Annotated in this window: 13 protein-coding genes; 5 read left to right on the top strand and 8 right to left on the bottom strand. The window is 60.5% G+C overall.

Annotated features, from left to right (window positions below; translation table 11 throughout):
- Nucleotides 1-58 precede the first annotated feature (58 nt).
- From V8G57_RS01405 to V8G57_RS01395, 3 genes are all read left to right on the top strand, one after another.
- Nucleotides 59-922, top strand: coding sequence for a cell envelope integrity TolA family protein (locus V8G57_RS01405; protein ID WP_092392016.1), 864 nt, complete (start codon nt 59-61; stop codon nt 920-922).
- Nucleotides 923-1,094: 172 nt separating this feature from the next.
- Nucleotides 1,095-3,737, top strand: coding sequence for a DNA mismatch repair protein MutS (mutS, locus tag V8G57_RS01400; RefSeq protein WP_342827871.1), 2,643 nt, complete (start codon nt 1,095-1,097; stop codon nt 3,735-3,737).
- A complete protein-coding gene (locus tag V8G57_RS01395; protein ID WP_342827870.1) occupies nt 3,737-4,708 on the top strand; it encodes a hypothetical protein in 972 nt (323 codons plus the stop codon). Before mutS ends, V8G57_RS01395 begins: the two co-directional genes overlap by 1 nt.
- Nucleotides 4,709-4,816: 108 nt before the next feature.
- Here V8G57_RS01395 and V8G57_RS01390 read toward each other — a convergent pair whose 3' ends face one another.
- A complete protein-coding gene (locus V8G57_RS01390; RefSeq protein WP_061542287.1) occupies nt 4,817-5,359 on the bottom strand; it encodes an FKBP-type peptidyl-prolyl cis-trans isomerase in 543 nt (180 codons plus the stop codon).
- Nucleotides 5,360-5,526: 167 nt separating this feature from the next.
- Between V8G57_RS01390 and V8G57_RS01385 the strand changes: the two genes are divergently transcribed.
- Nucleotides 5,527-6,648, top strand: a complete 1,122-nt coding sequence (locus tag V8G57_RS01385) for a JmjC domain-containing protein (protein WP_342827869.1) — start codon at nt 5,527-5,529, stop codon at nt 6,646-6,648.
- Nucleotides 6,649-7,262: 614 nt separating this feature from the next.
- A complete protein-coding gene (locus tag V8G57_RS01380) occupies nt 7,263-7,577 on the top strand; it encodes a hypothetical protein (protein WP_041741578.1) in 315 nt (104 codons plus the stop codon).
- Nucleotides 7,578-7,681: 104 nt separating this feature from the next.
- On the opposite strand, the gene V8G57_RS01375 is transcribed toward V8G57_RS01380, so the two are convergent.
- From V8G57_RS01375 to V8G57_RS01345, 7 genes are all read right to left on the bottom strand, one after another.
- Nucleotides 7,682-8,458 (bottom strand): MBL fold metallo-hydrolase, encoded by a 777-nt coding sequence (locus V8G57_RS01375; protein WP_092392008.1) that lies wholly within the window; start codon nt 8,456-8,458, stop codon nt 7,682-7,684.
- Between the two features lie 56 nt (nt 8,459-8,514).
- The gene (bamC, locus tag V8G57_RS01370) at nt 8,515-9,693 is read right to left on the bottom strand and encodes an outer membrane protein assembly factor BamC (RefSeq protein WP_092392006.1); all 1,179 of its coding nucleotides are present in this window, start codon (nt 9,691-9,693) and stop codon (nt 8,515-8,517) included.
- Nucleotides 9,694-9,745: 52 nt separating this feature from the next.
- Nucleotides 9,746-10,624 carry a 4-hydroxy-tetrahydrodipicolinate synthase gene (gene dapA, locus V8G57_RS01365; RefSeq protein WP_061539754.1) on the bottom strand — a complete coding sequence of 293 codons (879 nt, stop codon included), beginning with the start codon at nt 10,622-10,624 and terminating at the stop codon, nt 9,746-9,748.
- A gap of 129 nt (nt 10,625-10,753) precedes the next feature.
- Nucleotides 10,754-11,320 (bottom strand): class I SAM-dependent methyltransferase, encoded by a 567-nt coding sequence (locus V8G57_RS01360; protein ID WP_342827867.1) that lies wholly within the window; start codon nt 11,318-11,320, stop codon nt 10,754-10,756.
- Between the two features lie 48 nt (nt 11,321-11,368).
- Complete coding sequence (locus V8G57_RS01355) at nt 11,369-12,571, bottom strand: tryptophan--tRNA ligase (RefSeq protein WP_092392002.1); 1,203 nt, start codon at nt 12,569-12,571, stop codon at nt 11,369-11,371.
- Nucleotides 12,572-12,606: 35 nt separating this feature from the next.
- Nucleotides 12,607-13,272 (bottom strand): site-2 protease family protein, encoded by a 666-nt coding sequence (locus V8G57_RS01350; RefSeq protein WP_092392000.1) that lies wholly within the window; start codon nt 13,270-13,272, stop codon nt 12,607-12,609.
- 154 nt (nt 13,273-13,426) lie between these two features.
- Nucleotides 13,427-14,050 carry an L-threonylcarbamoyladenylate synthase gene (locus V8G57_RS01345; protein ID WP_092391998.1) on the bottom strand — a complete coding sequence of 208 codons (624 nt, stop codon included), beginning with the start codon at nt 14,048-14,050 and terminating at the stop codon, nt 13,427-13,429.
- Between the last annotated feature and the right edge of the window lie 20 nt (nt 14,051-14,070).

Below are 14,070 nucleotides of genomic sequence, written 5' to 3'. Positions count from 1 at the left end.
GCCATTCAATTTGCAATCACGTTGACGACACAAGGCTGAACCGATGAAGGAAGGGAGTGTGAATCCAGGCGAACTGTCGCAGGCAGACCAGCAGCGAGCCGGCCAATGGCGCATTTCCAAGATCGTCGGCGTGCTGGTTTCGGTCCTGGTCCACATTCTCGGCATCTGGTTTTTGCTGACCAAGCTGGCGGTCGAGATGCCGGTGGCGTCGCCGTCGCCCGGCAACATGGGATTGCTGCTGATCAGCGAGGCGGCGGCGCCCAGCAGCGTGCCGCCGCCGAAAACGCAGGCCACTCCGGCCAAGCCGAAATCCGCACCCAAGCCGCGCAAGAGCGCGCCCAAACAGGAACAGGTGCGCAAGCCGGTGGTCGCAACTGCGCCGGAACCGGCCATACCGCCGCCGCCCGATGCGCCCAAGTACCAGCAATCGGTGGAGGAAGATTTTTCTACGCACATCCAGGCCGCGCGCCAGCGGCGCGAAGCGGCCCTGGCCCAGGAACGCGCCGAGGCCGGCGAGACCGCGGAAGACGCGCCGCAATCGCCGAACGATATCGCGCGCGCCAACATCCAGGCGCAACGGGGCTGGATGGGCATGGACAAGGACAAGTCGGGCGGTATTTTCGAAGTGCGCGACAAGACCCCGTTCCGGGCCAGCCTGATTTTCCGCGGCTGGAACGCGAATGTCAGCCGGAGCGCACAGCAGAATATCCCGGTCGAGCGCGGCAGCGACGAGAGCATCGAAATGGCGATCGTCAATAAAATGATCGAGATGATCCGCAAGAAGACCAGCACCGATATTCCGTGGCGTTCGCAACGGCTGGGGCGCGTCATCACGCTTAGCGCCAGGCTGAAAGATACCGCCGAACTGCAGCAGTTCCTGATGCGCGAAATGTTTTACCAGGACAGCGCGCCGCCGCGATAAAAAGGGCCCGGCGATGCTTGTGCAACAGGCATCGCCGGCTGCAAAGAAATGGCGGCTGGGCCTTGTTCGGCTTACAATATCGCCTATTCCCGAATATTAGCAATCAGGCGCGCTCCAGCGCCTGAGAAAGAACCCATTTAATGCAATCAAATTTCCAGCAACGGGCCGCCCGATGACGGCAGCGGCACAAAAAGTTTCACCCGGCATGCAGCAGTACCTCGGCATCAAGGCCGACTATCCGGACACGCTCGTGTTTTACCGGATGGGGGATTTTTACGAACTGTTTTTCGACGATGCGGAAAAAGCGGCGCGCCTGCTAGGTATCACGCTGACAGCCCGCGGCACCTACAACAACGCGCCGATCAAGATGTGCGGCGTACCGTTCCACTCCGCCGACCAGTACCTGGCCAAGCTGATCAAGCTGGGCGAATCGGTGGCGCTGTGCGAACAGATCGGCGACCCCGCCACCAGCAAGGGTCCGGTCGACCGCAAAGTGCTGCGCGTGATCACCCCCGGCACCCTGACCGACTCCAACCTGCTGCCGGAAAAATCGGACCAGCCTTTGCTGGCGCTGTATGTCACCCAGCAGCGCAAGGCGGTCAAGGTCGGCCTGGCCTGGCTGTCGATGGCCAGCGGCGCGCTGAAGATGATGGAATTCGCGTGCGAACCGGCGACGCTGGATACCCTGCTGAAGCAGGAACTGGAGCGCATCGCACCGGCCGAGATCCTGGCTGCCGACATGGTGGAAACCATGTTGGGCAGCGCAGTGGTCGACAAAGCCACCACCGTGCCGGAATGGCATTTCGATATCGCCAACGGCCAGAAATCCCTGCTCGACCAGCTCGCCGTCAGCAGCCTGGGCGGCTTCGGCGCAGAAGGCTTGAGCGCCGCCATCGGCGCTGCCGGCGCCCTGCTGCGTTATGCGCAGTCGACCCAGGGCAAAGGCTTGCAGCATGTACGCACGCTCACGGTTGAAACCGAAAACGAATTCATCGGCCTTGACGCCGCCACCCGGCGCAACCTGGAACTGACCGAAACCATACGCGGCCAGGATGCCTCGTCCGGCGCGCCCACCCTGTTTTCGCTGCTGGACCACTGCCGCACGGCGATGGGTTCGCGCCTGCTGCGCCACTGGCTGCACCATGCCAAGCGCGACCAGGCCGTGGCCCGTGGCCGCCACGCGGCGATCGGCGCCCTGATTGCCGCCGATGCCGGCAGCGCCATTTCGAGCACGCTGAGCGCGGTGCCGGACATCGAACGCATCACCGCCCGCATCGCCCTGCTGTCGGCACGGCCGCGCGACCTGGCCGGCTTGCGCGACGGCTTGCTGCAACTCGACGCGCTGCGCGCCGACATCGCCATGTGCGGCAGCGAAAATCAGGTGCCGCTGCTGCAGGAACTGCAAATCGCGCTGGAAACCCCGGTCGACTGCCTGCAGCTGCTGCAGACCGCGATCGCGGCCGAACCATCGACCATGGTGCGCGACGGCGGCGTCATCGCCGCCGGCTTCGACGCCGAACTGGACGAGCTGCGCGGACTGTCGGAAAACGCAGGCCAGTACCTGGTCGACCTGGAAACGCGCGAACGGGCGCGCACCGGCATCGCTAACCTGCGCGTCGAATACAACAAGGTGCACGGGTTTTACATCGAGGTCACCCACGGCCAGACCACCAAGGTGCCGGACGACTACCGCCGGCGCCAGACCCTGAAGAATGCCGAGCGCTACATCACGCCGGAACTGAAAGCCTTTGAAGACAAGGCTCTGTCGGCACAGGAACGCGCGCTGATCCGCGAAAAGGCGCTATACGAACAGATCCTGCAAGACCTGGCGCCGCATATCGGCACCTTGCAAAACATCGCCCATGCCCTGGCCCAGCTCGATACCCTGGTGGCCCTGGCCGACCACGCCGCGCGCAACGGCTGGTGCGTGCCGCGGCTGGTGGCCGAACCGGCGATCCAGATCGTGCAAGGACGCCATCCTGTGGTCGAAAAGCAGATTGAACGCTTCATCGCCAACGACTGCCAGCTGTCGACCGAACGCAAGCTGCTGCTGATCACCGGCCCCAACATGGGCGGTAAATCGACCTTCATGCGCCAGGTGGCGCTGATCACCCTGCTCGCCTATGTCGGCAGCTACGTGCCGGCCGACAGCGCCGTGCTGGGCCCGATCGACCGCATCTTCACCCGCATCGGCGCCGCCGACGACCTGGCCGGCGGCCGCTCCACCTTCATGGTGGAAATGACTGAATCGGCAGCCATCCTCAACGGCGCCAGCGAAAACTCGCTGGTGCTGATGGATGAAGTGGGCCGCGGCACCTCGACCTTCGATGGCCTGGCGCTGGCATGGGCGATTGCGCGCCACCTGATCGAAGCCACCCGCAGCTTCACCTTGTTCGCCACCCACTATTTCGAACTGACCCAGCTGCCGGACCTGCATCCGTCGGCGGCCAATGTGCATTTGTCGGCGGTGGAGCACAAGGACAGCATCGTGTTCCTGCATGCGGTACAGGCCGGGCCGGCATCCCAGAGCTACGGCTTGCAGGTAGCGCAGCTGGCAGGCGTGCCGTCGCCGGTGATCCGCGCCGCCCGCAAGCACCTGGCTTTGCTGGAATCGCAGTCGGTGCAGCCGACGCCGCAGTTCGACCTGTTTGCGCAAGCCGCCGGCATGGACGCCGATGAAGCCGGCGACGACGCAGCGCCGGACAGCGAACTGATGATCGCCCTGGACAGCATCGACCCCGACGCCCTGACCCCGCGCGAAGCGCTGGAACAGCTGTACCGGCTGAAGCATCTCGTCGCTGGGCAGAAAAACTGATGAGCGCCGTCGGCCGCCCGCACACACGCCGCAGGTTGCCGCTTCGGCTGGCGCTGTTGCTGGCGCTGACGGCAAGCTGCGGCGCTGCGCTGGCGGAAACCACCAGCTTCAGTTTCGGCGTGATCGCGCATGTGTTTCGCAGCAGCGCGGATGAAACGGCGCTGCGCAGCGCCATCAGCGAAACCGACGCCGACAACCTGGCGTTTGTGGTGGCCAACGGCATCAAGGCCAGCAGCGAACCTTGCACCGACAAGCTGTACGGCCAGCGCAAGGCTTTGCTGAACAGCGCAAAAAACGGCTTGATCGTATCGCTGTCCGCCAGCGACTGGGTGACATGCAGGACCGCAGCCGACCGCTCGGCTGCGATAGAGCGCCTGGGCCGGATCCGCGACCTGTTCTTCTCCGACGAATTTTCTTTTGGCGACAGCAAGATCCCGTTGATCCGGCAATCTACTTCGCCGAAATTCCGCAGCTATGTGGAGAACGCGCGCTGGGAAATCGGCAACGTGGTGTTCGCCACCATCAACCTGCCCGCCGCCAACAACCACTACCTGGCGGAAGGCGGCCGCAACAGCGAATTCGAGGACAGGCAGATCGCCAACCGGGAGTGGCTGCAGCGCGTTTTCCTGAATGCCTCGCAAAAGAAATCGGATGCGGTGGTCCTGTTTTGCGACGGCGATCCGCTGGCCGCCCAGCGCCATCGCGTGTTCGACTTCAACGTCAAGCGCGACGGCTTTGCCGAAATCCGCCAGCGCATCAGCTCGCACGCCGCGCATTTCGAGGGCAAGGTGCTGGTGATCCACGGGCCGCATGGAACCAGTTCGCAGAATCCGGCGAACATCGTCTGGCAACGCAACCTGGGCGACCTGGAAATTCCCGCCGGCTGGCTGAAAGTGATGGTCGACCCGGCCAACCCGAAACTGTTCGAACTCGGCAAGCCGGCGGACCAGCCTGTGCTGTCGCGCCGTTAACCGTAGCGCGGGCAAGCGCCTGGAAACAAAAAAAAAAGCCGCAGAACATGTCTGCGGCTTTTTTCCTGATGCGCCGTCGCGGCTGCGACGACACGAATCACCGATGCTTTAGTGGATAGGATGGCTGCGGAAATGATCGTCTGCGCCATCGTCGTCATGATCGTCATGGTCATGGCCGTGAGCGCCGTGCACATGCTGATGGGCGATTTCTTCTTCCGAGGCGGCGCGGACTTCGGTCACGCTCAGGTCGAAACGCAGGGCAATCCCGGCCAGCGGATGATTACCGTCGAGCACCACCTTGTCGTCGGCAATGTCGGTCACCGTGAAAATCAATGCCTGCTCTTCTTCATCCTCGTTGTCCGGCGTGCCCTCAAACTGCATGCCGACTTCCAGCGGCGTCGGCAGGCGGTTGCGCGGCTCTATCTTGACCAGGTTCGAATCGTATTCGCCGAACGCATCGTCCGGCTCAACCTGCAGCTCGGTTTGATAGCCGACTTCCTTGCCATCCAGTGCTTCTTCGATTTTCGGCAGCGTGTTTTCGTAACCGCCGTGCAAGTACACCATCGGTTCGCTGCTTTCTTCGATCAGATTGCCTTGGGCATCTGACAATTTGTAGCGTACAGTCACTACCGTATTTTTGGCAATCTTCATGATCATTCCTTTCATTTAACATGCGTTCGGATTATACCCGCCGGAACGGCCCTGCCTCGCCGGGATAGCAAAAAATTACGCGATGGTTCCGTCCAAGCGGCTTGAACGCACGTCGAATCCCGATCCCCGACCTGATTTTACGGCATCCAACCCGATATAATGACCGCATGAAAAATTCAACACTCCTGGGCGGCCTGTCGCCCGCGCAATTTTTACGCGATTACTGGCACAAGAAACCCCTGCTGATCCGCCAGGCCCTGCCTGGCTTCATCCCCTTGCTGACGCCCGACGCCTTGTTTGAACTGGCGCAGCGGGACGACGTCGAATCACGCCTGGTGACCCACTTCAAGCAGCAATGGCAAGTCAGCAACGGCCCGGCCCTGGAGCTGCCGGACACGGCACAGAAGGACTGGACCCTGCTGGTGCAAGGCGTCAACCTGCACGACGACGGCGCCGACGCCTTGCTGCGCCAGTTCCGTTTCATCCCCGATGCACGGCTGGACGACCTGATGATCAGCTATGCGACCGACAATGGCGGCGTCGGTCCGCACTTTGACTCCTACGATGTGTTTTTGTTGCAGGCCCACGGCCAGCGGCGCTGGAAAATCGGCGCCACCCAGGACCTGACCCTGGTGGAAGGCAGCGCGCTGAAGATACTCAAGAACTTCACGCCCGAGCAGGAATTCATCTTGGAACCGGGCGACATGCTGTACCTGCCGCCGCAATACGCCCACGACGGCACCGCGATCGGCGAGTGCATGACGTATTCGATCGGTTTCCGCGCCCCGCCGTTCCAGGAACTGGGCGAAGCCTTCCTGCAGTTCATGGCGGACTCGATCGACCTGCCGGGACGCTATGCCGACCCGGACCTGCAGGCCAGCAAGCATCCGGCGGAAATCGGCAGCGCCATGCTGGCGCAAATCTCGGACGAACTCAACAAGGTGCGCTTCACCGAAGATGACATTGCAATTTTCGTCGGCGAGTATTTGTCCGAACCCAAGGCCAATGTGTTTTTCGAATCGCCGGCGCGGCCGCTGACCCTGGCGCGCTTTACCGCTGCGTTGAACAAGCGTGGCGTCGCGCTGTCGCGCAAGACCCAGATGCTGTATCGCGGCAAGCATGTATTCATCAACGGCGAATCATTCGCTGCGGGCCGTGCCGACAAAACATCGCTGACGCTGCTGGCAGACCAGCGCCGGCTCGATAGCGAAGCCGCCGCCAAGGTTTCCACTGATGTGCTGGAGGCGCTCTACACCTGGTACGAAGACGGCTGGATTACCCTCGGCTGATTGCTGGGACGCGCTTCAGGCCGGCCGCGCCGGATGCCTTTCCCGCCATGGCGGTGCAGCGGAATGTTATCGCGGCTGCTTTAAATAAGCAGCCGCGAATAAGGAACTGCGAGGAACCGCGAGAAACTGCGAGAAACCACATCTGAAACTTAGTTATAGAATAAATATAACTTTGTTTTAATGCCATTAATAATAAAACAAATACCGGAGTTAATATTTAATCCGGTCGCCATAAACATTATCTGCAATTCACACTATTTAACAAATAAGCTGCCAAAAGCGGATATCCATTCACATTTGCCGCGACTAGTCATGCAGCGACGGCAAATGCGCATTCAGCGACAAATTGAATAAGTACAGCAGATATCTGTCACCGACTAGCTGGCAACGTTTACCTGGACACGCGACAGCGCTGTTGCATTGATACAAATTCTTACCAAATAGCAAACCGTTAATGTCATATTTAACAAATTCCAGCTATAATTCTGAGCTGGAAAGTTTTTGTTGCATCGCGATGCGCAGTCCCGGCAAAGCACTGCGAAAACATCCTGTAGAGCGATAATTACCGGTAATTATTCATCGCAAAATTTTTGATTACTACTGAAGGAACATTCATGAAAAAAACACTGTTGATCGCATCCCTGTTGGCTCTGACTCTGGCTGCTTGCGGCAAAAAAGACGAAGCTCCTGCTGCTGACGCTGCTCCTGCTGCATCCGTCGCTGCTCCTGCTGCTGACGCTGCTGCATCCGCTGCATCCGACGCTGCTGCTGCTGCAACTGCCGCTGGTTCGGCTGCTGCTGACGCTGCAACTGCTGCTGGTTCCGCTGCTGCTGCCGCTGGTTCCGCTGCTGCTGATGCTGCTCACACAGCTGTTGACGCTGCTGCTGACGCTGCTAAAGCTGCTGCCGCACCTGCTGCTTCCAAGTAATCATTGGTTGCTTAAAAAAAGCCGACCTCTGGGTCGGCTTTTTTATTGCTGAAAATTTCCGGTAAATATCGAACCGGCGCATCGCTCGCGCGCCATGCCGCGCACTACATCTCTATCCAGCCGAAGCCTTCTTCCTGGCACGCTATCGTCACTTCCACCGATTCGCTGCAGCGGGCGCCGCACAGCGCCGCATACGCCAGCTCAGGCAAATTGTTACGCGCACTCAAATGCGCGCCAACCACCTTGCGCAAGCGCGACTGATCCAGCGCCGCCAGGATTTCGCGCGCCGCATCGTTCGACAAATGGCCGTATTCGCCGCCGATGCGGCGCTTGAGCGATGGCGGATAAGCGGAATCGCTCAGCATCTTCCTATCATGATTACATTCCAGCACCAGCGCATCGCTGCCGCCCAGGGCTTGCACCAGATGCTCGGTCAGCTTGCCGGCGTCGGTCAGCACGCCCAGCCTGCGATCGCCGTCGGTGGCGACGTACTGGACCGGCTCGCGTGCATCATGCGGGACCGTATATGGAATTAACTGCAGATTACCGACGGCAAAGGGATCGCTGTCACGGCAGAAACAGACCGCGACGCCGTCCGTGCTGTCCTGGCGCAAGGCTTGATAAGTACCGTAGGTGAGCCACACAGGCAAGCGATGGCGGCGGGCGAATTTGAAAACGCCGCCGATATGGTCCTGGTGTTCGTGGGTGACGATAATTGCGGAGAGTGCAGCGCCATCCAGGCCCAGGCGGGCCAGGCGGCGTTCGGTTTCCCGAATGCCGAAGCCGCAGTCAAGCATCACGTTGGTGGCGGTGCTGCCTGACGCTGCTGAAATCAGCAATGCGTTGCCTTCGCTGCCGCTACCCAGGCTTGCGAATTTCAAGGGTAGCTCTGGTGACAGGAAGACAGCCGCATTGCGCGCTACGACTGCGAGTCAGCTTACTTCAGCTGTTCGTTGAGCAAAGCCAGGATCTTGCCGGAAGTCTTCGATAGTTCAGGCTTGCCATCCTTGTCCAGCACGGCGACCTGGCTGCCGGCGTCAGAGCCTTTGACCAGGATGCGGTAGCTGGCGGCATTCTTTGCCTTGTCGCTATCCGAGCTGCTGAATAGCTTGGCGAAGAAACCCTTGTCCGATTTCTTGTCCTTGGCGTCCGCGTCCTGGTCGACGTAACGCACAAAGTACAAGCCTTGCGTGCGGTCGCGGTCTTCCACGGTGAAGCCGACGCGGTCCAGCGCCAGGCCGACACGGCGCCATGCGCGGTCGAAACCTTCATCAACCTGCACGTAATCGCCGGCGGCATTCTTCACCAGCTTGGAACGTGCTTGCAGCGATGGCGCATTGGCGACTGCTGCCTTGGCTTTCACTTCGTCATTGCCCAGGCGACCCATCAGGCGCGACAGGAATTCTGCTTCCAGCTGCGGATCGGGAGCGCGCGCGGTCCAGATGCTCGATTCTTTTTGCGCGCCGGACAGCACTTCTTCCGCACCGCGGTGGCTGATGTAGATTTCAGTGGTGCCGTTAGGCCCGCGTTCCAGGCGGGTGCGGAACTTGTCGCGTTCGCCGGTCGAATACAGCGAATCGAATACCTTGCCCAGCGTGTTGCGCACGAAATCCTGCGGGATCTTGGCGCGGTTTTCCGCCCAGTCGGTTTCCATCACGCCGGTCGACGGATTTTCGACATTGATCAGGAAACCCGAATCCTGCCAGAAATCCTTGACCTTAGGCCACAGGCTGTCAGGAGTGGCGTTGACCACCAGCCAGCGCTGCGAACCGTCGCGTTCGATGTGCATGTCCGGCGCGGCATTCGGCGCGACTGCCGCGGCAGCTTCGGCCGGACGCGTCACGCCCTGCTCCAGGTTGTAGCCGGAAGCGGTGGCGGTGCCTGCGTTGGATTCAGGAATCGCATAACGATTCTCGCGCTGCAGCTGGGTCAGGTCAGGCGGGATATCCAGTTTCGGCGCGGTTACCTTGCCTGCGCTTTTGTAATCGATGCGATCCGGCTCAAGCACCGAACTGATCGACGAACATCCTGCCAGACCGGCGAGCGCCAAAGCGATGACAACGCCACGTTGTGTGAGACTGATTTGAGTCGATGAAATGTTCTTGCGAATAGTCATGTGGATACAGGATCAAAAAAACGAGAGAAATGGAAACGCCTGTCAGCGCAGTTTATTGTAATACACCCGATTCACGCAGCGCGGCCCGTACCGTTGCGTGGTACTCGGCAGCCAGCGGCACCAACGGCAGACGGATCCCGTCAGACATCATGCCCATCTCCGTGAGAGCCCATTTCACAGGCAAAGGATTCGGCTCAACAAATAATTTATTATGCAGCGGCAAAAGCTTGTTGTTCAGTTTGACTGCTTCGGCGACATTGCCGTCCATTGCCGCCACGCACAGCAAGTGCATGTCGCGCGGAGCGACGTTGGCCGTCACCGAAATATTACCCTTGCCGCCGCAGAACATCAGCGCCATGGCGGTCGCATCGTCGCCGGAATAGACGGCGAATTCAGGCGGCGCCAGGCGGATCAGGTCGGAACCGCGGCCGATGTTGCCGGTGGCGTCCTTGACGCCGATGATGCCCGGCACCTGCGCCAGGCGCAGGATGGTCTCGTTGCTCATGTCGGCCACGGTGCGGCCGGGCACGTTGTACAGGATGATAGGCAAGTCGACCGATTCGGCGATCTTCTTGAAGTGCTGGTACATGCCTTCTTGCGTCGGCCGGTTGTAGTAAGGCACCACCTGCAGCGATGCGTCGGCGCCGGCTTCCTTGGCGAAGCGGGTCAGCTGGATCGCTTCCGCGGTGGAATTGCCGCCGCTGCCGGCGATGATGGGAATCCGTTTGGCCGCATGGTCGACCGCCAGCTTGATCAAGGCACAGTGCTCTTCCACGGTGACTGTCGGCGATTCTCCGGAAGTGCCGACGATGACGATAGCGTCGGTCCCTTCCGCGATGTGCCAGTCGATCAGCTTGCGCAAACCTGGCAAGTCGAGGCTGCCGTCGGTATGCATGGGAGTAACGATTGCAACAATGCTGCCCTTGATCATGATCGTAAATGCGAAAAAATAAAAGACTGATTGTAGCGGATCACAGTGGCTGTGGGTATTTCCGCTTGTAAAACAGGTTACAAATACAATTGCCATTTAGCAATTTATCCATAAGCTGCGCTGGATTCCTCACGCGATGCGCAAGGCTGAAACGCTGGCCCCGGCTTGCTTGACGGCGCAAATCCGCTGCACCATGGCCGGTTTCGGCCCTGCCAGGTAACCGTCTTCGAAAGCCAGCACGCGCCAGCTGCTTGCGGCATCGGCTGCCAGCAGCGCCAGCAATTCGCCGGGCTGCAGCAGGAAATCGGGGTTGGACGGCTTGCCGAATTGCTCATTACCGGCGGCAAACGTTTCATATAGCAAGACGCCCTGCCTTGCCACGCTGGCCAGTATCAGGGGAAACAAGGGCCGGTGCAGGTAGTTGGTCACCACCACGGCGCTGAAGCGCTGCGGCAGGAACAGCGACGACAGCGGCTCCGAAGGACCGGCTTCCAGATCGATCTGCTGGGTCTGTACGCCCGGCGCCGTTATCTCTGCCAGCAGCTCGGGATTGCGGTCGACCGCCAGCACCTCCAGGCCGCGCTGCGCCAGCCACGCGGCATGGCGGCCGTTGCCGCAAGCCAGGTCCAGCACCAGGCCGGCAGGCAGCAGGCCGCCGAAGCGGCTGACCCAGGGAGATACCGGACTTATCGGCACGCTTGCCCGCTTATCGGTTGCATTGATTCAATTTGATGGGATCCGGGCTCAGCTATAGCTCAGGCCCATCGCCTCGCGCACGTCGCGCATCGTGTCCTGCGCCAGCTTGCGCGCGTGATCGCAGCCGTCCGCCACAATCGCCCGCACCAGCGACGGATCGTCCAGGTATTGCTGGGCGCGCTCGTGCATGGGTTCCTGTTCCCGGATAATGGCGTCGATTACCGGCTGCTTGCATTCGAGGCAGCCGATGCCGGCGCTGCGGCAGCCTTTGCCTACCCACTGGCGGGTTGCATCGTCGGAATACACCAGGTGGAACTGCCATACCGGACATTTATCGGGATCGCCGGGATCGGTGCGGCGTACGCGCGCCGGATCGGTCGGCATGGTGCGCACCTTCTTGCTGACGACATCCTTGTCTTCGCGCAGGGCGATGGCATTGCCATAACTCTTGGACATCTTCTGCCCATCCAGCCCCGGCAAACGCGACGCCTCGGTCAGCAACGCCTGCGGCTCAGACAGGATCAGCTTGCGGCTGCCTTCCAGGAAGCCGAACAGACGCTCACGATCGATCATCGACAGGTTCTGGGCGTCGTCCAGCATGGCCTTGGCCTGCCCCAGCGCGTCTTCGCTGCCCCGCTGCTGGAATTCGGTGCGCAGCTCGTTGTAGAGCTTGGCGCGTTTGCTGCCCAGCTTCTTGACGGCTTCCTGGGCTTTCTCTTCAAAGCCCTTTTCCTTGCCGTACAGGTGGTTAAAACGGCGCGCGATTTCGCGCATCATTTCGATGTGCGGCACCTGGTCGTCGCCCACCGGCACCTGGCTGGCGCGGTAAATCAGGACGTCGGCCGCCTGCAGCAGCGGGTAGCCGAGGAAACCGTAGGTCGCCAGGTCGCGGTCGGTCAGTTTTTCCTGCTGGTCCTTGTAGGTCGGCACCCGCTCCAGCCAGCCGAGCGGCGTCGCCATCGACAGCAACAGGTGCAATTCAGCATGCTCCGGCACCTTGGACTGGATGAACAAGGTCGCCTGCGAAGGATCGACGCCTGCCGCCAGCCAGTCGATCAGCATGTCCCAGGTACTGGTTTCGATCATGCTCGGATCGTCGTAGTGCGTGGTCAGCGCATGCCAGTCGGCGACGAAGAACAGGCAAGGCAGTTCGGATTGCAGCCTTACCCAGTTCTTCAGGGCGCCGTGGTAGTGGCCAAGATGCAAGGCGCCTGTGGGGCGCATGCCAGAGACAACACGGTCAGGGTACATAGTCAGTGTGAGCGGTCAGAAAAGAAGGAGCAATTTCAGTTTAACAAGAATAACAGCGGCGACACCAGTAATTGCAGGGCGCCGCTGGCGATCGCCATTACCGGGGTCATCCAGAAATACAAGACTTTCAACAGCACCAGCGCCATCACGATAAAGAAACCATACGGCTCGATCTGGGCAAATTTGTAGGCATATTTATTCGGCAGCAAACTGGTCAGGATGCGGCCACCGTCCAGCGGCGGCACCGGAAACAGGTTGAAGGCGAACATCACCAGATTGGTCAGGATACCGGCGCGCGCCATCAGGACAAAGAAATCGTGTTCTCCTTGCTGAAGAAACACGTTCAATCCGATCAACATCAACAGCCAGATCAGCGCCATCGCGAAATTCGCCGCCGGCCCCGCCAGCGCCACCCAGGCCATGTCGCGCTTCGGTTTGCGCAGCTGGCCGAAATTGATCGGCACCGGCTTGGCATAACCGAACAGGAAGGCGCCGCCGGTGGAAAAATACAGCAGTATCGGAATCAGGATAGTGCCGAAAGGATCGATGTGCTTGACCGGGTTAAGGCTCATGCGGCCCAGCATGGCGGCGGTCGAATCGCCGAAATACTTGGCGGCGTAAGCATGCGCGGCTTCATGCAGCGTAATGGCGAACAGCACGGGCAAGGCATACACTGCGACGGTTTGGATTAGATCATTCATGGGCGGGATTCTATCAGAGGGGCGTTAAAGCTCGATGCAGCATCTGACAAAAGAACTGTATCGGACTGTATCGCTGGCGGAAAATTACAAAAAGACAAGCAATGCGCATGCGTGGGACTGCCGCCCTGCGGATGGCCGCCCCACACATGCAGCATTACAAACCAAACAGGCCGGCGTCTCCGCGCCCTTGGCGTATCAGCTCGGGTTCGTCGCTGGTAAGGTCGATGACCGTGGTCGGCTCCAGGCTGCAGGCGCCGCCGTCGATCACCAGCTCGATCTGCTTTTCCAGCTGGTCGCGTACTTCTTCCGGATCGGTCAGCGCCTGTTCCGCGCCCGGCAGGATCAGGGTGGTGCCGATCAGCGGCTGCCCGAGTTCTTCCAGCACGGCGTTGACGATGCTGTGCTCCGGCACGCGCAGGCCGATGGTCTTGCGCGCAGGATGGCTGAGCCTGCGCGGCACTTCCTTGGTCGCTTCGAGAATGAAGGTATAGGCCCCCGGCGTCGCGTTTTTCAACAGGCGGAACTGGCGGTTGTCGACCTTGGCGTACAGCGAGATTTCGCTCAGGTCGCGGCACAGCATGGTCAGGTGGTGCTTGTCATCGACGCCGCGGATGCGCCGCACCCGGTCTACCGCGTCCTTGTTGTCCAGCTGGCAGACCAGCGCATAACAGCAGTCGGTCGGCAAGGCGACGATGCCGCCGGACTGGATGATCTGCACCGCTTGCTTGATCAGGCGCAGCTGCGGATTATCCGGATGAATCTGGAAAAACTGGCTCATGGCTCGCTATTCTGGAAAAT

Source organism: Collimonas rhizosphaerae (genome assembly GCF_038896935.1).
In the GTDB taxonomy this organism is placed as follows: domain Bacteria; phylum Pseudomonadota; class Gammaproteobacteria; order Burkholderiales; family Burkholderiaceae_D; genus Collimonas; species Collimonas rhizosphaerae.
This window is presented reverse-complemented; position numbering and strand designations above follow the sequence as displayed.